This window comes from Streptomyces sp. NPDC033177 (genome assembly GCF_055577715.1).
Genome location: NZ_JBVIPS010000002.1, coordinates 56883 through 73914, shown reverse-complemented (window position 1 = coordinate 73914; position 17032 = coordinate 56883). Strand labels below are relative to the sequence as shown.

Genomic DNA, 17032 nt, shown 5'->3' with positions numbered 1-17032 from the left:
TCGCGCCTTACGTCGGTTGAGGCTCGGGTCAGTTGAGGCTCGTGGTGCCGCGCGTGAGGTCCGTCGCGGGCAACGACGGCAGATTACGGATGATGGCGGTCTCGGCGCGAAGGACTTTCAGCTCCTCGTGCAGACGTGACGCCGTGTCCGGTGCCTCCAGGAGCCGCTGCTTCGTGGGGGTGTCGAGGACGGCGGCCGCCGCGACCAGATACGACACCACGGACGGGTCGTCCGGCAGTTCGGCGCCCGTGGACAGGGACCGCTCGCGGGCCCCGGCCAGACGCTTCTGGTAGGCGCGGAACGCCCGCAGGACGCCCTCGGCAAGGGCGCCCGCCTCCTCGCCGGGATCCTCGGGCAGCTCCTCGACCTCCGCGGTCAGGAAGGCGCCGGACGCGTCCACCGAGTGCAGGCGTACGCGGGTGGTGCCGGTGGCGAGGACCTCGAAGCCGCCGTCGGCGCGCTCCCTGATCGTCGCCGCGTCCGCGATGCAGCCCACCGCGTGGAAGGCCTTGAGCGGGTCCTCGCCGAAGCCGGCGGTCGGGCCCTGCTCGGGCTGTGCGGTGGGGTCCGGGAGACCCGGGGCGCTCGGGGCGACCTCGAGGCCGTCACGGATGGCGACGACCGCGAAGAGGCGCTGTTCCTCGTCGGGAGTCTTGAGCAGATCGCGCATCATGGCGCGATAACGCTCCTCGAACACGTTCAGCGGGAGCACGAGTCCCGGGAACAGCACCGAGTTGAGCGGGAAGAGCGGAAGCCGGACGGTGGTCACGAGCTGCAAGCCTAATGGTCGCCGGAGCCCGCTCGTCCGCCGCCGGTGCGCAGCGGGGTCCCGGAGGCCACCTCGATGCGTATGCCGTCGCGCAGTTCCAGGAACTCGCCGAGCGGATCGTCGGACATGCGGTCCCAGGGGAAGGACGTCGCGTAGGGGCCGATGAGGCGCATCTGTTCCAGGGCGTCGCTCCACCGCTCCAGGCGTACGAGGACGAACGCGAGGACGTTGCGGACCTCCGCGGGCCAGGGGTCCCCGGCCTCGTACTCCCGGGACACCGCGATCCCCAGGTCGGCCGCGGCATCCAGGCGCTCGCGCGGCACGCTCCCCGAGGCGCTGGTGAGATACGCGAAGGCGGCCCGCGCGGGCAGCGCCTGGATCAGCGAGCCGGGCAGTGCGTCGCGGGCGGCCCGCTCGGCGAAGTCGAAGCACTGGCGGTGCGAGCCGTACCAGGACGCGGAGAGGTACTGGAGCGCCGAGGCATGGCAGCCGTAGTGGTGCGAGGAGCGGTGCACCGCCTCGGCCCGGAGCTCGTCGAAGACCGAGTGCGGGGCATGGGTTCCGCGCGCGTGGTCCAGGGCGATCCGCCACGGCACGGGGTCGCGCGGGTCCGCTTCGGCGGCGGCGGTGATCAGGGGCGCCGTCTCGCGAAGCAGCTCGGCGCGGGCGGGCGACTCCCAGCCGCGGACGACCGCGAGCTCGGCCTTGACGAGCAGCGCGTCCGGGTCGTGCGGTGAGGCGGCCTGCCAGTGGTCGAACCACTCGGGGCGGGAGCGGGCGAAGGCGGCGAGACGCGTCGTGTAGCGGTCGCGGTTCTCCCATTCGTTGCCCTCGCGGGTCATGGCGAGCAGTTTCGCGGCGGGGCCGTAATCCCCCCGGCCCGCGGCCACGAGCGCGGGGCCGAGCCGGTCGTCGGGCGCGTCGAGGAGCACCTCGTCGTCGGGGGTCAGACCGGAGGCGAGGAGTGGTGTGTTCCTGACCATGCGTGCGGTGCGGATCAGGGCGCGCAGGAATGCCATCGTGTGGGTATTGAAATCCGCAGGTCGGGGCAGTACCAGAGGGTGGCCGGTGAAGCTTTGGCATCAGTCGTGAGGTTGCCTGACACATGGTCAAGGGCTGGCAAAATCTCTGCTCCCGGGCGGCCCCGCAGGCTCCTCAGTTCCTCCGCAGCAGCCTGGTCGCTCCCGCCGCGACCGTCGTCGCGAGCACCCAGCCGAGCAGGATCAGGATGGCCGCGAACCACTGCCAGCCGCCGCGCAGCTGCCAGTAGCTGTCCTGGCCGAGGTTGATGACCGGGAGCAGCAGGTCGAGGGAGAAGAGCGCGGGGTTCCAGTTCGGGTGCTCGCCCGGTTTGATCGCCGGGTGGTCGGCGCGGGTGAAGGCCACCGCGCTCACCGCCCAGAGCACCGCCATCCACAGGGCGGCACGGCCGGGCCGGTAGCCGTAGGCCACGGTCCAGTCCTGGGCGAAGCCCCAGAGCTTCGCCGCGAGCGGCAGGGTCTCGCGGCGTCGGCGCTGCTTGGCGAGCAGGACCTCGCGGGCGTCGGCGTCCTCGCCGCCGTTGCGCAGGACGGTGGCCAGCTTCTCGTACGGCTCGGGGTTGTACTCGGCGGTCGCGGCCGCCACCCAGGCCAGGCGGCGGGCGAGCGGGAAGCTGCCCAGCGGCACGAGGTTCTCGTAGCTGAAGCCGCCCATCTGGAGGCCGCCGGGGCCCGGCCAGCTGGTCGACTTGTCGATGAGGTTGACGACTTTGGCGCCGGACAGGATGATCTTGCCGCGTTGCGGGGCCTCGCCGAGGAAGCGCAGCTCGGGGGTCTGGACGCGGCGCAGCGACACCTCCTGGTCGTTCTCCAGGGTGAAGCGCGCCTGCGCCAGGTCGACGGCGTCCCCGAAGCGCCCGTCGTCGAGCCGGATGCCGCCCTGGCAGTCGAAGCGCTGGACGCGGGTGCCGCGCGGGGGAGTGGTGCCGCTGGACATGGGCGGATCGCCGAGGGCGGCGGGCGTCATGTACAGCGTGCGTTCCACGGTCATCTGCGGGGCGTTGAGCGCCCGCTGGCCGTACGGATTGGCGAGCTTGCTGCCGCGCAGGCTGAAGGAGACGCCGATCTTCGCGCCGCGCAGGCTCAGCTGGCCGTGCGACTCCATCATCTCGGCCTGCAGGTCCTGCCCGACCGAGAGCCCGTCGCCCATGATCGAGTTGCCGCGCCGGTCGCGGTAGATCACGGCCTGGTTGATCAGCAGGTCGGTGCCGATCTGGGCGTCCGTGAGCCGCATGCCGTTGTGGATCCGGCAGCGCGGCAGATGCAGGTCGCCCTCCGTGTGCAGGCGGGCCGCCTCCACGCGCGGGATCGAGCAGTTGACGAGCCGCAGGGTGGTGAACTTGGCCTCGGGGACGAGCACTTCCTTCTCGAAGCGGCAGTGCTTCAGCTCGGCGTAGGGAAGGATCTCGCCGCCCGCCAGATCGAGTACGTCCGTGATCTGGAGCCCCGAGAGCTTCAGCGACGAGACCCGGCCCGCGAGCGCGGGCGGCCCGTCGAGGAGCAGCCAGCACACGATGCGCGCGCGCACACTGCGTTCAGGTCCCCAGGGGTGGCCGCCGTGCGGATCGTCCGCCATCGCGTCCCCGGAGCGGAGGTCATAGACGCTGCCGTTGCGGAAGGCCTGCCACATGCCGATCTCGGCGGCGGTCAGGCCGTCCGGCGGATCACCGATGCCGGTGTCGTCGACCACTGCTGTTGTCCTCCCCGTACTGCGATGTACCGCGATGTGCCGCGATCCCCGTGCCGCGTTCCGTCCTGCGATGCGTCCTGGTCTCGTACACCTGTTTCATGCCCGCTCCGTGACGGGCTGAACGCTAGTGGTGAACGTTGCCTTCCGGGTTCTATATCAGCCAGTGATACGGCGTTCGGCCGGGAATCAGGGTCTGAGAGAATTGGCCATGTGATCTCCCGAATCGATCTGCGCGGCGACGCCCTCCCCGAGGGTCCCGCCCTGCGCGCCCTGCTGCCCCGTGCCGACTTCGACGTCGCGGCCGCCCTGGAGAAGGTGCGGCCCATCTGCGAGGACGTGCATCATCGTGGCGACGCGGCGCTGATCGAATACGCGGAGAAGTTCGACGGAGTACGGCTGACGCACGTCCGTGTCCCCGCGACCGCCATCGCCGAGGCCCTGGCCGGCCTCGACCCGGTCGTGCGCGAGGCACTGGAGGAGTCGATCCGCCGCGCCCGCATCGTTCACCGCGAGCAGCGCCGCGCCCCGCACACCACCCAGGTCGTGCCCGGCGGATCGGTCACCGAGAAGTGGGTGCCGGTCGAGCGCGTCGGGCTGTACGCGCCCGGTGGCCGCTCCGTCTACCCGTCGTCCGTGATCATGAACGCGGTGCCGGCGCAGGAGGCGGGCGTCGAGTCGATGGCCCTCGCGTCTCCGCCGCAGAGCGACTTCGACGGACTTCCGCACCCGACGATCCTCGCCGCCTGCGCCCTCCTCGGCATCGACGAGGTCTACGCGGTCGGCGGCGCCCAGGCCGTCGCGATGTTCGCGTACGGCACCGAGACCTGCGCCCCGGCCAACATGGTCACCGGGCCCGGCAACATCTGGGTCGCGGCCGCCAAGCGCTATTTCACCGGCCGCATCGGCATCGACACCGAGGCCGGACCGACCGAGATCGCGGTCCTCGCCGACGACACGGCCGACGCCGTGCACGTCGCGTCCGACCTGATCAGCCAGGCCGAGCACGACCCGCTCGCCGCCGCCGTCCTGGTCACCGACTCCATCGCCCTGGCCGACGCCGTCGCCAAGGAGCTGGAGCCGCAGGTCGCGGCGACCAAGCACGTCGAGGACCGGATCGTCCCCGCCCTGGCGGGCAGGCAGTCCGCGATCGTCCTGGTCGACGGCCTGGTCGAGGGCCTGCGCGTCGTCGACGCGTACGGCGCCGAGCACCTGGAGATCCAGACCGCGGACGCCGCGGCCGTCGCGGACCGCGTCAAGAACGCGGGTGCGATCTTCGTCGGCCCCTGGGCCCCCGTCTCCCTGGGCGACTACTGCGCGGGCTCCAACCACGTCCTGCCCACCGGCGGCTGCGCCTGCCACTCCTCGGGCCTGTCCGTCCAGTCGTTCCTGCGCGGCATCCACATCGTCGACTACACGCGCGACGCCCTCGCCGATGTCGCCCGGCACGTGGTGACGCTCGCCGAGGCAGAGGACCTGCCCGCGCACGGTGCGGCGATCAAGGCACGGTTCGGATGGAAGGTGCCCAGCAAGTGACGATCCGGATCGACGACCTCCCCGTACGCGACGAGCTGCGCGGCAAGTCCCCTTACGGCGCCCCCCAGCTCGACGTCCCCGTACGCCTGAACACGAACGAGAACCCGTACCCGCTCCCCGAGCCGCTCGTCGAGCGCATCGCCGAGCGGGTCCGCGAGGCGGCCCGCGACCTCAACCGCTACCCCGACCGCGACGCGGTCGAGCTGCGCACCGAGCTCGCCCGCTACCTCACGAAGACCGGCGGCCACGAGGTCACCCTCGCCAACGTGTGGGCGGCCAACGGCTCGAACGAAGTCATCCAGCAGCTCCTGCAGACCTTCGGCGGGCCAGGCCGCACCGCCATCGGCTTCGAGCCCTCGTACTCGATGCACGGCCTCATCGCGCGCGGCACCGGCACGGGCTGGATCTCGGGACCCCGCGGCGACGACTTCACGATCGACGTCGAGGCGGCGACGAAGGCCATCGCCGAGAACCAGCCCGACGTCGTCTTCATCACCACCCCCAACAACCCCACGGGCAACGCCGTCTCGGCCGACACGGTCCTCGCGCTGTACGAAGCCGCGCAGGCCGCGAAGCCGTCGATGGTGGTGATCGACGAGGCGTACGTGGAGTTCAGCCACGGCGACTCGCTGCTCCCGCTGCTAGCGGGGCGCCCGAACCTGGTCGTCTCCCGCACGATGTCGAAGGCATTCGGCGCCGCCGGGCTGCGCCTTGGCTACCTCGCCGCCGACCCCGCGGTCGTCGACGCCGTACAGCTCGTACGGCTGCCGTACCACCTGTCGGCCGTCACGCAGGCCACCGCGCTCGCCGCCCTGGAGCACACCGACACGCTCCTGAAGTACGTCGAGCAGCTCAAGCAGGAGCGCGACCGCCTGGTGAGCGAGCTGCGCGCGATCGGCTTTGAGGTGACCGACTCCGACGCCAACTTCGTCCAGTTCGGGCGGTTCGACGGCGAAGGGGCCGCCCACGCGGTCTGGCAGCGGATCCTCGACCGGGGCGTCCTGGTCCGGGACAACGGGGTGCCGGGCTGGCTGCGGGTCAGCGCGGGAACCCCCGAAGAGAACGACGCGTTCCTCGATGCGGTACGCGAACTGAAGAAGGAGCAGCAGGCATGAGCCGCGTTGGACGGGTCGAACGGACCACCAAGGAGACGTCGGTCCTCGTCGAGATCGATCTCGACGGCACCGGCAAGGTCGAGGTGTCGACGGGTGTCGGTTTCTACGACCACATGCTCGACCAGCTCGGCCGCCACGGCCTCTTCGACCTCACGGTCAAGACCGAGGGCGACCTGCACATCGACACCCACCACACCATCGAGGACACCGCCCTCGCCCTGGGCGCCGCCTTCAAGCAGGCGCTCGGCGACAAGGTGGGCATCTACCGCTTCGGCAACTGCACGGTGCCGCTCGACGAGTCGCTCGCCCAGGTGACCGTCGACCTGAGCGGCCGTCCGTACCTCGTGCACACCGAGCCCGAGACGATGGCGCCGATGATCGGCACGTACGACACGACGATGACCCGGCACATCCTGGAGTCGTTCGTCGCGCAGGCCCAGATCGCCCTGCACGTCCACGTGCCCTACGGCCGCAACGCGCACCACATCGTGGAGTGCCAGTTCAAGGCCCTGGCCCGCGCGCTGCGCTACGCCTCCGAGCGTGACCCGCGCGCCGCCGGGATCCTTCCCTCCACGAAGGGCGCGCTGTAAAGCCATGACCGGTCTGACCACCATCCTGATCGTCGTCGGTCTCTTCCTGATCGGCGGCATCATCTCCTTCGTCAAGCAGGGCATGCCCAAGGGCCTGATCACGCTGCTCTCCATCGCCGCGGTGATGTGTCTGACGGCGGGGATCATGCGGCTCGACTACTGGAACTGAGGGGCGTACGCGAGATGAGCACTCCCCAGAAGAAGGTCGTCGTCTTCGACTACGGCTTCGGGAACGTCCGTTCCGCCGAGCGCGCCCTCGCGCGCGCGGGCGCGGACGTCGAGATCACCCGTGACTACGACACTGCCATGAACGCCGACGGCCTCCTCGTTCCCGGCGTCGGCGCCTTCGCCGCCTGCATGCAGGGGCTCAAGGAGGCGCGCGGCGACTGGATCGTGGGCCGCAGGCTCGCGGGCGGCCGCCCGGTGATGGGCATCTGTGTCGGCATGCAGATCCTCTTCGCGCGCGGCATCGAGCACGACGTGGAGGCCGAGGGCCTCGACGAGTGGCCCGGCACCGTCGAGCCGCTGAAGGCCGAGATCGTCCCGCACATGGGCTGGAACACGGTCCAGGCGCCGGACGACTCCCAGCTGTTCGCGGGCCTCGACGACGAAGCCCGCTTCTACTTCGTGCACTCGTACGCCGTGCACCACTGGGACTTCGAGGCCGGCAACCCCGCCTTCCGCGCGCCCAAGGTCGCCTGGACCACGCACGGCGAGCCCTTCGTGGCCGCCGTCGAGAACGGCGCGCTGTGGGCCACGCAGTTCCACCCCGAGAAGTCCGGCGACGCCGGCGCCCAGCTCCTCACCAACTGGATCGGAACCCTCTAGGAATGTCAGGGACCTCTGTGAGCAAGCTCGAACTCCTTCCCGCCGTCGACGTCCGCGACGGCCAGGCCGTACGCCTCGTCCACGGCGAGTCCGGCTCTGAGACCTCCTACGGCTCCCCGCTGGAGGCCGCCCTCTCCTGGCAGCGGTCGGGCGCCGAGTGGCTGCACCTGGTCGACCTGGACGCCGCGTTCGGCACCGGCGACAACCGCGCGCTGATCGCCGAGGTCGCGGGCGCCATGGACATCAAGGTCGAGCTGTCCGGCGGCATCCGCGACGACGCGTCCCTGGAGGCCGCGCTCGCCACCGGCTGCACGCGCGTGAACCTCGGTACGGCCGCCCTGGAGACCCCGGAGTGGGTCGCCAAGGTCATCGCGTCGCACGGCGACAAGATCGCGGTCGGCCTCGACGTGCGGGGCACGACCCTTCGTGGCCGCGGCTGGACCCGCGACGGCGGCGACCTCTACGAGACCCTGGAGCGCCTCAACTCCGAGGGCTGCGCCCGCTACGTCGTCACCGACATCGCCAAGGACGGCACGCTGCAGGGTCCGAACCTGGAGCTCCTGAAGAACGTCTGCGCGGCCACGGACCGCCCGGTCGTCGCCTCCGGCGGCGTCTCCTCGCTCGACGACCTGCGCGCGATCGCCGAGCTCGTCCCGCAGGGCGTCGAGGGCTCCATCGTCGGCAAGGCGCTCTACGCGAAGGCCTTCACCCTCGAAGAGGCCCTCGCCGCGGTGGCGTCGTCATGAGCGACATCGTCCGCCGGGTGAGCTCGGGCGGGCCGTGGGAAGAGGCCATCGGCTACTCCCGCGCCGTCGAGCTGCCCAACGGCCTCGTCCTGGTGTCGGGCTGCACGTCGGTGGTGGACGGCGCCATAGAGGCCGGCACCCCCTACGAGCAGGCGGCCAACGCCTTCCACGTCGCCGTCGAGTCGTTGAAGCAGCTGGGCCTCGGCCGGGAGCACGTCGTACGCACCCGCATGTATCTGACCCACGCGCGGGACGTGGAGGAGGTCGGCCGGGCCCACAAGGAGCTCTTCGACGACGTCCGCCCCGCCGCTTCGATGGTCATCGTCTCCGGCTTCGTCGACCCGAGTCTGGTCGTCGAGGTCGAGGTGGAGGCGTACCGGCCCGGGGCAGGTGCGCGATGACGCTCTCCGTGCGAGTCATCCCTTGCCTGGACGTGGACAACGGCCGGGTCGTGAAGGGCGTCAACTTCCAGAACCTGCGCGACGCGGGCGACCCCGTCGAGATGGCCAAGGTGTACGACGCCGAGGGCGCCGACGAGCTGACGTTCCTGGACATCACGGCGTCGTCGGGCAACCGCGAGACGACGTACGACGTGGTCCGGCGCACCGCCGAGCAGGTCTTCATCCCGCTCACGGTGGGCGGCGGTGTCCGCACGGCCGAGGATGTCGACAAGCTCCTGCGGGCCGGCGCGGACAAGGTGGGCGTGAACACGGCCGCCATCGCCCGCCCGGAGCTGATCCGCGAGATCGCGGAGCGGTTCGGCCGCCAGGTGCTCGTCCTCTCGGTGGACGCCCGGCGCACCGCATCCGGCAGTTTCGAGGTGACGACCCACGGCGGCCGCAAGTCCGCCGGGATCGACGCCGTCGAGTGGGCGCACCAGGCCGCCGAGCTCGGCGCGGGGGAGATCCTGCTCAACTCGATGGACGCGGACGGCACCAAGGACGGCTACGACATCGAGATGATCGCGGCGGTACGCCGTCACGTCACCGTCCCCGTCATCGCGTCCGGCGGCGCGGGCCGCCTGGACCACTTCCCGCCCGCGATCGCGGCGGGAGCGGACGCGGTGCTCGCCGCTTCGGTCTTCCACTTCGGGGATCTGCGGATCGGCGAGGTGAAGGAAACGCTGCGGGGGGCCGGACATCCCGTGCGCTGAGGCGTAGCGCTGTGCGTTGAGCCCTGGTCACCGGGTGGCCAGGGCTTATCGCTGCCCAGATGCACAAGAAAACTTGCGCAATTTGTATTGCGCAAGTTTTCTTTCGTATCTACGGTCGGGACATGGACCACGACGACCAGCAGAACTCAGGCGAGTCCCGCCGCATCACCGACCTCGGCACGCTCAAGGCGCTGGGGCATCCGTTGCGTCTGAGGGTGTACGGCGCGCTGCGGGTGTCCGGCCCGTCGACGGCGTCCCAGCTCGCCTCGCAGGTCGACGAGGCGGTGTCCCTCGTCAGCTACCACTTGCGCAAGCTCGCCGAGCACGGCCTCATCGAGGAGGCCGAGGTGCAGAGCGAGGACGCGCGGGAGAGGTGGTGGCAGGCGGCTCAGGACACCCTGAGCTTCCGTCACGAGGACTTCAGGGACTCACCCGAGGGGGCAGCCACGCACGCGGCCGTCCTGCGCAGCCTGATCTCGTATCGCCGGGAGCAGTACGAGACCTACCTCGACCAGCAGGAGGCATGGGGTGCCGAGTGGCGCGTCGCGGCCGACCAGTCGGACTTCCTCGCTCGTCTGAACCCCGCCGAGCTCACCCGCCTCAACGCCGAGATCCATGCCCTGGTCAAGACGTACGAGGAGCAGGGCAAGGCCGCCGAGGCCGCGGGCGACACCGAGGGGCGCGAGAACGTCGCCGTACACCTGGCCAGCTTCCCCTTCCGGCTCTGAGAGGCCTGCCCACATGACCACCACCGGTATATGTACGGCTCCCGCCCCGCTGAGGCCCGCGCACCGGGACGGCAACGTCCTGCGCTGGCTCGGTGCGTACAGCGCCTCCGCGGTCGGCGACAACGTCTACTTCCTCGCCCTGTCCTGGGCCGCCGTCCAGTCCGGGGGCCCCGCGCAGGCAGGCCTGGTGATGGCCGTGAGCGCCGTGCCGCGGGCGCTCCTGATGCTGGGCGGGGGAGTCATCGCCGACCGATTCGGCCCGCGCAGGGTGGTCATCGGCAGCGACGCGGTTCGGTGCGCTGCGGTGTTCGCGGTGGCGGGGCTGCTGGTCGTGGCGAGCCCCGGGGTGTGGCTGCTCGGCGCGCTGGGGCTGGTCTTCGGGACGGTCGACGCGTTGTTCATGCCTGCCGTCGGCGCGCTGCCCGCCCGCATCACGGGCCGCGGCCAGCTGGCGAGGGTGCAGGGGATGCGGGGTCTGGTGGTCCGCCTCGCCCACGTCGTGGGCGCCCCGCTGGGGGGTCTTGGGGTCGCGCTCGGCGGCTCCGCGGCCGCGTTCGGCATCGCGGGGGCGCTGTTCGCGGTGTCGCTGCCGCTGCTGATCTCCCTGCGGGTGAGGGAGTTGCCGGCCGACGACACCGCGGGCGGACGGACCGCGTGGGGCGACCTCGGCGACGGGCTGCGGTACATCCGCGGGCACCGCGTGCTCGCACCCCTGACGCTGGTCGTCGCCCTGGCCGACCTGGGGTTCGTCGGGCCGTTGAACATCGGGCTCACCATGCTGGCCGACGAGCGCGGGTGGGGCGCGTCGGGGGTGGGCCTGGTACTTGCCGGGTTCGGGACGGGCGCCGGGGTGTCGGCGCTGTTCCTGACGGTGCGGGGGCGCGTGCCGAGGGCCGGTCTCGTGCTGTCGCTGACGTGCCTGACCGGAGCGGTGGGAGTGGGCGCCATCGCGTACGTGCCCGGCCTCTGGGCGGCCATAGGGGTGGCGCTACTGGTGGGGCTGCTGATCGGCCTGACAGGAGCGGTGACTGCGGCGCTTGCGCAGACGGAGGCCGCCCCGGCGTACGTGGGCCGGGTGACCTCGGTGCTCAGCGTCTTCAGCCTGGGTGTGGCCCCGCTGACGTATCCGCTGACGGGCGTGGCGGTGGGGGCGTGGGGGACGGCCCCGGTATTCACCGCGAGCGCGACAGCATGCGCCCTGGCCGGCGCCTACGGCCTCTGCTCCCGCGGCCTCCGAGCAGCGGAACTACCTCACTGAGCCGCTTGCGCGCGGCTGACGGGGGCCTTGATGCCGACGCCCGCGATCCGCGCGGCCCCCGAACGCCACTGCCCGTCGTTCGCGGCCAGTGCAACCGCGAGTGTGGCTGGCGGGCTTTCGGGCCCCAGCTCCCGCGCCCCGCGCCGGCCGGCGGTCGGCGCTGCCCCGTCGCCCGCTGCGGGCGGGTGTTCGAGAAGGGGTGGGGCAGGGCTCGCCTGCAGGGCTGACCCCGATTCCTCGCCGTGCCTCCAGTACCCCCGTGCTCGGCGGGCGTCGGGCCGGGGCGCTGCTGCGAGTGCAGGCGAGCCCGGCTGACGGGCCCCGGGCCCCAGCCCTCGCTGGGGTGAGGCGGGGGAAGCTACCGGCTCGGCTGCATCAGCTGCACCAGGTTCCCCACCGTGTCGTCGAGCACCGCGGTGATCACCGGGCCCTGCTTCTCGGGGCCGTGGGCGAACCGCACGCCCAGGCCGACGAGCCGCTCGTGCTCGGCTCGTACGTCATCGACCCCGAGGACGATGCACGGGATTCCCGCCGCGTGCAGCGCCTTGCGGTAGGGCTCGGCGATGGGCCCCTCGCCCGGCTCCAGGAGCAGCTCCACGTCGTGGTGACCGCCCGCCGCCCCGACCGTGACGAAGGGCGTCCCGCCGGTCGGCACCACGTGATTCCGGGTCTCGAAGCCCAGGACGTCCGTGTAGAACGCGTGGGCCCTGACCACGTCGTCCACGTACACCCCGGTCATCGCGACCCGGATCATCAGAGGCCCAGTTGCTTCGTCTCGTGCAGCCTGGCGATCGCGTCCTTGTCGCCGTCCAGCTCGACATTGGCCGCGTTCTGCCGGCCGTGCACGAACATCAGCAGCTCGGACGGCTCGCCGGTCACCGTCACCACGGGAGTGCCGCGGTGCGCCACCGCGGTCTGGCCGTCAGGGCGCCGCAGGACCACGCCCACCGGCGCCTTGCGGCCCACCAGGCGGGCCATCCGCTCCAGGCGGGACCACAGGGCGTCCGAGAAGACCGGGTCGATCTCGCGCGGCGTCCAGTCGGGCCGGGCGCGCCGCACGTCCTCGGTGTGGACATAGAACTCGACGGCGTTCGACGCCTCGTCGATCTGCTTGAGGGAGAAGGGGGAGAAGCGCGGCGGTCCCGTCCTGATCAGCTGGATCAGTTCCTCGTACGGCTTCGCGGCGAACTCGGCCTGCACGCGTTCGAGGCGCGAGGCCAGCTGCTTGATGAGAAGCCCGCCCGCGGCGTCCGCGCGGCGCTCGCGGACCACCACATGGGCCGCGAGATCACGGGTGTTCCAGCCGTCGCAGAGCGTGGGGGCGTCAGGGCCCTCCGCCTCCAACAGATCGGCGAGGAGAAGTCGTTCACGCTTGGCATGGGTCGACATACCGTCCAGCCTACGACTCGGCATCCGGCCCGCCCAGTGGACGCGGCCAGGCCGGTGCCCGCGGGAGCGGCACAATGGCCCCATGACCGCCACGCCCCCGCCCAGCAGCCTTGCCCCCGAGATCGCCGCCCGCCTCAAGCGCGGCGCCGACGGCCTCGTCCCCGCCATCGCCCAGCAGTACGACACCGGCGAGGTGCTGATGCTGGGCTGGATGGACGACGAGGCGCTGCACCGCACGCTCACCACGGGGCGCTGCACGTACTGGTCCCGCAGCCGTCAGGAGTACTGGGTCAAGGGCGACACGTCCGGCCACTTCCAGTACGTGAAGTCCGTGGCCCTGGACTGCGACGCGGACACCGTCCTGGTCCAGGTCGACCAGATCGGCGCCGCCTGTCACACCGGCACCCGCACGTGCTTCGACGCCGACTCCCTCCCGGTCACCTTCACCGGCACCGAAGCGTGATCGTCTCGCCGTCCCGCAGCACGATGCGGGATGGGTCGCCGGCCCAGGAGCGCCCGGCGACATCCGCGCGGCACTTCTCGCGCACGCCGCTCACGCCCCACTGGGTCATGAACTGACCCAGGGTGAAGTCGCGCCACTCCTCCGACTCCACGTGCAGGGTGCCGGTGGTGTCGTGCGTGTGCAGCGGGCTGTAGCGGGGCTTCGGGCCCGAGCGGTCGATGCCGATGTCCGCGGGGACCGTGACGGGGCTGGCGCCGGAGTACACCTTCAGGGTCGTGTGGATGTGCATGTCCATCGCCTCGGAGTCCAGCATCTCCAGGCCCGCGGCGCGGACCCGCTCGGGCACGTTCTTGGGGGCGGGCCACACCACGGGCTCGGGAGCGGCGGCGGCCGCGAACGCGGTCGAGGCGAGGAGGAGGGCGAAGGCGGGCAGCATACGGCGGTTGATCATCGTCCTGTTCTAGTGGCCCGCGTTCCGCCTGCCGGTCCGCGACACCGTCGGCCACCCGCACGGCCGTAAGCTCCTCCCATGGATCTCGAGACCTTCCGCAAGCTCGCGAGCGACCGCCGAGTGATCCCCGTCAGCCGCAGGCTTCTCGCGGACGGCGACACTCCCGTCGGGCTCTACCGCAAGCTCGCCGCAGAACGGCCCGGCACGTTCCTCCTGGAGTCCGCGGAGAACGGCCGGTCCTGGTCTCGCTACTCCTTCGTCGGAGTCCGCAGCGCCGCCACCCTCACCAGCCGTGACGGCGAGGCCCACTGGCTGGGCACCCCGCCCGTCGGCGTCCCCACCTCCGGCGACCCGCTCGACGCCCTGCGCGCCACCGTCGAGGCCCTGCACACCCCGCGCGACCTGGCGTCCGGGATGCCGCCCTTCACCGGCGGAATGGTCGGATACCTCGGCTACGACATCGTGCGGCGCCTGGAGAAGATCGGCCCCGGCGAGCGGGACGACCTCAAGCTGCCCGAGCTGACCATGCTGCTCACCAGCGACCTCGCCGTCCTGGATCACTGGGACGGTTCCGTGCTCCTGATCGCCAACGCGATCAACCACAACGACTTGGAGACGGGCGTCGACGAGGCGTACGCCGACGCCGTGGCCCGCCTCGACGCCATGGAGGCCGACCTGTCGCGGGCCGTCTCCCAGCCGCCCGCCGCCCTGCCGCCGTCCGAGCTCCCGGAGTACACCGCGCTCTGGGGCGGCGAGCAGTACCAGGAGGCCGTCGAGGACATCAAGGAGCGCATCCGCGCGGGCGAGGCCTTCCAGGTCGTCCCCTCGCAGCGCTTCGAAACCCCTTGTGACGCCAGCGCGCTGGACGTCTATCGCGTGCTGCGGGCCACCAACCCGTCGCCGTACATGTACCTCTTCCGCCTCGACGGCTTCGACGTGGTCGGGTCGTCGCCCGAGGCCCTCGTCAAGGTCGAGGACGGCCGCGCCATGGTGCACCCCATCGCGGGCACCCGGCCGCGCGGCGCCACCCCGCAGCAGGACCAGGCCCTCGCCGACGAGCTGCTCGCCGACCCCAAGGAGCGGGCCGAGCACCTGATGCTCGTCGACCTGGGCCGCAACGACCTGGGGCGCGTCTGCGAGCCCGGCTCGGTCGAGGTCGTCGACTTCATGTCCATCGAGAAGTACTCCCACGTCATGCACATCGTGTCGACGGTCACCGGCCAGGTCGCCGAGGGCCGCACCGCCTTCGACGTCCTCACCGCCTGCTTCCCCGCCGGCACCCTCTCCGGCGCCCCAAAGCCCCGCGCGATGCAGATCATCGACGAGCTGGAGCCTTCCCGGCGTGGTCTGTACGGCGGCTGTGTCGGATATCTCGACTTCGCGGGCGACTCCGACACGGCCATCGCCATCCGGACCGCGCTGCTGCGCGACGGCACGGCATACGTGCAGGCCGGAGCCGGGGTCGTCGCCGACTCGGACCCGGTGGCCGAGGACACCGAGTGCCGCAACAAGGCGGCGGCGGTCCTGCGGGCCATCCACACGGCGAACCGGCTGCGTCGTCCCGATGGACGTGAGGGATAGTGGACGGGTGACTTCTGCCGTACCTCCGCCCCGCACCCAGGCCGCCGACGCCGCCGATGCCGACGCTCAGCCCGAGACCCGGGCCCAGCGCAGCGGCCGCCGCAGCATCGCCGTCGCCCTGCTGTCCGGCGCGGTCGGCGCGGCCCTCGCATTGCTCGCGTCCCGCCAGACCTGGGCGAAGGGCACCGCTTCGGTGGCGGGCGGCGACCTGCCGCTGAGCGCCACGGGCAGCGACGTCACGGGCGTGCCCGCGGCCCTCGCGATAGTGGGCCTCGCCGCGCTCGTCGCCGTCTTCGCCGTCCGCAGGGCCGGGCGGATGCTCGTCTCGCTGCTGCTCGCGCTGAGCGGCGCGGGCATGGTGGCCGCCGCCCTCCTCGCCGCCGACGACAGCGGCGCGCTCGACGAGAAGGCCGCCGAGACCTCCGGCGACGCCGCCGCCACGATCGGTGATCTCAGCCACACGGCCTGGCCGTACGCAGCGGCCGCCGCGGGCGCGCTGATCATGATTGCCGGGCTGCTCGCCCTGACGTACGGCCGCAACTGGCCCGCGATGTCGGGGCGCTACGAACGCGACGGGGCGCCGCGCCCGCGCACGGCGCCCAAGGTGGACCCGGACCGTCCCGAGGACCTGTGGAAGGCCCTCGACCGCGGCGAGGACCCGACGCGCGAGGCATGACCCCGCGCTCAGGGCACCCGCCCGCGTACGGGACAATGGAGCGGTGAGCGTTCGGCTCACCCCACGCATCACCACCACGCATACAGCAACGAGGAGCAAGTCATGGCGGGCAGCAGCCACGGACACACCCCGGCCGCCTGGACCGGTGTCACCATCGCCTTCATCGGTTTCTGCGTATCGGGTGCCTTCATGGTGATGGCCAACCCGCTGGGCTTCTGGGCCGGCATGGTCATCATCGCCGTCGGCGGCGTCGTGGGCATGGCCATGCGTGCCGCGGGCCTCGGCGCGAAGCCCCGGCAGTCGCAGCCGCAGGGCCGGCTCGCGCACTCCGAGGGCTGAGCCCCACCGACGTACGAGGAGGCGGACCCGGCAGGCGCCGGGTCCGCCTCCTCCCGCGTTTCCCCGCCGGGCACAGGCCGCCGCCGAAGGGCACAATGCATCGGGTGAACGCTGAACCCGAGAGCGCGGCACCCTCCGCCGTCCCCGCACTGCGGCGTCTCGCCGTGCCCGTCGGCGTGCTCGGCTCGGTGATCGCCGCCTTCGCCTACGTCGGGACGGTCGACCCGAACGACCCCGGCCACTACCCCGCCTGCCCGCTGCTGCAGCTCACCGGCGTCTTCTGCCCCGGCTGCGGCGGTCTGCGCAGCGCGCACGCCTTCATCCACGGCGACCTCACCACGGCACTCGGCGCCAACGCGCTGGCCGTCGTCGGGTACGGCGTCTTCGCGGTCCTGTGGACCCTCTGGACGGCCCGAGCGGTGCGCGGACGACGCCTGCGGATCGCGTTGGGGCCCGCACAGCTGTACGGGTTCGGGGTGCTGATCGCGGTTTTCACCCTCGTGCGCAATCTGCCGTTCGGGGCATGGCTGCATCCCTGAATGCCGAGAAAGCCCAGGCAGCAGGGTCGGCGGGTGTCCAGGACGTGGGACTGGCGTCAACCGGATGCGAGGCCTTCGCCCTCCTGCGGATACCATCGCAGTGACCATCGGAATGCCGGATGAGGCAGCCGAACAGCCTGAGGT

Annotated in this window: 21 protein-coding genes; 15 read left to right on the top strand and 6 right to left on the bottom strand. The window is 71.6% G+C overall.

Annotated features, from left to right (window positions below; genetic code table 11):
- Positions 1-28 precede the first annotated feature (28 nt).
- The 3 genes from ACZ5U5_RS06370 to ACZ5U5_RS06360 all read right to left on the bottom strand — a co-directional run bounded on the left by ACZ5U5_RS06370 (position 29) and on the right by ACZ5U5_RS06360 (position 3439).
- Positions 29-769 (bottom strand): LON peptidase substrate-binding domain-containing protein, encoded by a 741-nt coding sequence (locus ACZ5U5_RS06370; RefSeq protein ID WP_365822666.1) that lies wholly within the window; start codon positions 767-769, stop codon positions 29-31.
- 11 nt (positions 770-780) lie between these two features.
- Positions 781-1788, bottom strand: a complete 1008-nt coding sequence (locus ACZ5U5_RS06365) for a hypothetical protein (RefSeq protein ID WP_469017160.1) — start codon at positions 1786-1788, stop codon at positions 781-783.
- Between the two features lie 136 nt (positions 1789-1924).
- Positions 1925-3439: an oxidoreductase gene (locus tag ACZ5U5_RS06360; protein ID WP_469019298.1), complete on the bottom strand. Its 1515-nt coding sequence runs from the start codon at positions 3437-3439 to the stop codon at positions 1925-1927.
- Positions 3440-3709: 270 nt separating this feature from the next.
- Here ACZ5U5_RS06360 and hisD point away from each other — a divergent pair, with 270 nt between their 5' ends.
- From hisD to ACZ5U5_RS06310, 10 genes are all read left to right on the top strand, one after another.
- Entirely contained in the window at positions 3710-5032 is a 1323-nt protein-coding gene (hisD, locus tag ACZ5U5_RS06355; protein WP_469017158.1) for a histidinol dehydrogenase, read from the top strand.
- On the top strand, positions 5029-6147 hold the full coding sequence (locus tag ACZ5U5_RS06350) for a histidinol-phosphate transaminase (protein ID WP_469017156.1): 1119 nt from the start codon (positions 5029-5031) through the stop codon (positions 6145-6147). The genes hisD and ACZ5U5_RS06350 overlap by 4 nt, the downstream gene beginning before the upstream one ends.
- Positions 6144-6737 carry an imidazoleglycerol-phosphate dehydratase HisB gene (hisB, locus tag ACZ5U5_RS06345; RefSeq protein ID WP_135330188.1) on the top strand — a complete coding sequence of 198 codons (594 nt, stop codon included), beginning with the start codon at positions 6144-6146 and terminating at the stop codon, positions 6735-6737. The genes ACZ5U5_RS06350 and hisB overlap by 4 nt, the downstream gene beginning before the upstream one ends.
- A gap of 4 nt (positions 6738-6741) precedes the next feature.
- The gene (locus ACZ5U5_RS06340; RefSeq protein ID WP_469017153.1) at positions 6742-6906 is read left to right on the top strand and encodes a hypothetical protein; all 165 of its coding nucleotides are present in this window, start codon (positions 6742-6744) and stop codon (positions 6904-6906) included.
- 14 nt (positions 6907-6920) lie between these two features.
- A complete protein-coding gene (hisH, locus tag ACZ5U5_RS06335) occupies positions 6921-7565 on the top strand; it encodes an imidazole glycerol phosphate synthase subunit HisH (protein ID WP_469017151.1) in 645 nt (214 codons plus the stop codon).
- A gap of 17 nt (positions 7566-7582) precedes the next feature.
- Positions 7583-8311 (top strand): bifunctional 1-(5-phosphoribosyl)-5-((5-phosphoribosylamino)methylideneamino)imidazole-4-carboxamide isomerase/phosphoribosylanthranilate isomerase PriA, encoded by a 729-nt coding sequence (gene priA, locus ACZ5U5_RS06330; protein WP_469019295.1) that lies wholly within the window; start codon positions 7583-7585, stop codon positions 8309-8311.
- The gene (locus ACZ5U5_RS06325) at positions 8308-8712 is read left to right on the top strand and encodes a RidA family protein (RefSeq protein ID WP_469017148.1); all 405 of its coding nucleotides are present in this window, start codon (positions 8308-8310) and stop codon (positions 8710-8712) included. The genes priA and ACZ5U5_RS06325 overlap by 4 nt, the downstream gene beginning before the upstream one ends.
- Complete coding sequence (gene hisF / locus ACZ5U5_RS06320) at positions 8709-9464, top strand: imidazole glycerol phosphate synthase subunit HisF (RefSeq protein WP_469017146.1); 756 nt, start codon at positions 8709-8711, stop codon at positions 9462-9464. The genes ACZ5U5_RS06325 and hisF overlap by 4 nt, the downstream gene beginning before the upstream one ends.
- 122 nt (positions 9465-9586) lie before the next feature.
- A complete protein-coding gene (locus ACZ5U5_RS06315) occupies positions 9587-10192 on the top strand; it encodes an ArsR/SmtB family transcription factor (protein ID WP_469017143.1) in 606 nt (201 codons plus the stop codon).
- A 13-nt stretch (positions 10193-10205) separates the two neighbouring features.
- Positions 10206-11450, top strand: a complete 1245-nt coding sequence (locus tag ACZ5U5_RS06310; RefSeq protein WP_469017141.1) for an MFS transporter — start codon at positions 10206-10208, stop codon at positions 11448-11450.
- 358 nt (positions 11451-11808) lie between these two features.
- On the opposite strand, the gene ACZ5U5_RS06305 is transcribed toward ACZ5U5_RS06310, so the two are convergent.
- Both ACZ5U5_RS06305 and ACZ5U5_RS06300 read right to left on the bottom strand, forming a co-directional pair.
- Positions 11809-12204 (bottom strand): VOC family protein, encoded by a 396-nt coding sequence (locus tag ACZ5U5_RS06305; RefSeq protein WP_469017138.1) that lies wholly within the window; start codon positions 12202-12204, stop codon positions 11809-11811.
- Positions 12204-12839: a TIGR03085 family metal-binding protein gene (locus ACZ5U5_RS06300; RefSeq protein WP_469017136.1), complete on the bottom strand. Its 636-nt coding sequence runs from the start codon at positions 12837-12839 to the stop codon at positions 12204-12206. Before ACZ5U5_RS06300 ends, ACZ5U5_RS06305 begins: the two co-directional genes overlap by 1 nt.
- Positions 12840-12921: 82 nt before the next feature.
- Between ACZ5U5_RS06300 and hisI the strand changes: the two genes are divergently transcribed.
- Positions 12922-13302, top strand: a complete 381-nt coding sequence (hisI, locus tag ACZ5U5_RS06295; RefSeq protein ID WP_469017133.1) for a phosphoribosyl-AMP cyclohydrolase — start codon at positions 12922-12924, stop codon at positions 13300-13302.
- Here hisI and ACZ5U5_RS06290 read toward each other — a convergent pair.
- A complete protein-coding gene (locus tag ACZ5U5_RS06290) occupies positions 13283-13753 on the bottom strand; it encodes a hypothetical protein (RefSeq protein ID WP_469017131.1) in 471 nt (156 codons plus the stop codon). The two genes, hisI and ACZ5U5_RS06290, sit on opposite strands and share 20 nt — an antisense overlap.
- 78 nt (positions 13754-13831) lie before the next feature.
- On the opposite strand from ACZ5U5_RS06290, the gene ACZ5U5_RS06285 reads away from it, so the two are divergent.
- The 4 genes from ACZ5U5_RS06285 (at position 13832) to ACZ5U5_RS06270 (ending at position 16888) form a co-directional block, all read left to right on the top strand.
- A complete protein-coding gene (locus ACZ5U5_RS06285; RefSeq protein ID WP_469017129.1) occupies positions 13832-15334 on the top strand; it encodes an anthranilate synthase component I in 1503 nt (500 codons plus the stop codon).
- A gap of 7 nt (positions 15335-15341) precedes the next feature.
- Positions 15342-16010: a TIGR02234 family membrane protein gene (locus tag ACZ5U5_RS06280; RefSeq protein WP_469017126.1), complete on the top strand. Its 669-nt coding sequence runs from the start codon at positions 15342-15344 to the stop codon at positions 16008-16010.
- A 102-nt stretch (positions 16011-16112) separates the two neighbouring features.
- Positions 16113-16349: an HGxxPAAW family protein gene (locus ACZ5U5_RS06275; protein WP_469017124.1), complete on the top strand. Its 237-nt coding sequence runs from the start codon at positions 16113-16115 to the stop codon at positions 16347-16349.
- A gap of 95 nt (positions 16350-16444) precedes the next feature.
- Complete coding sequence (locus tag ACZ5U5_RS06270) at positions 16445-16888, top strand: DUF2752 domain-containing protein (RefSeq protein ID WP_469017121.1); 444 nt, start codon at positions 16445-16447, stop codon at positions 16886-16888.
- Positions 16889-17032: the final 144 nt, after the last annotated feature.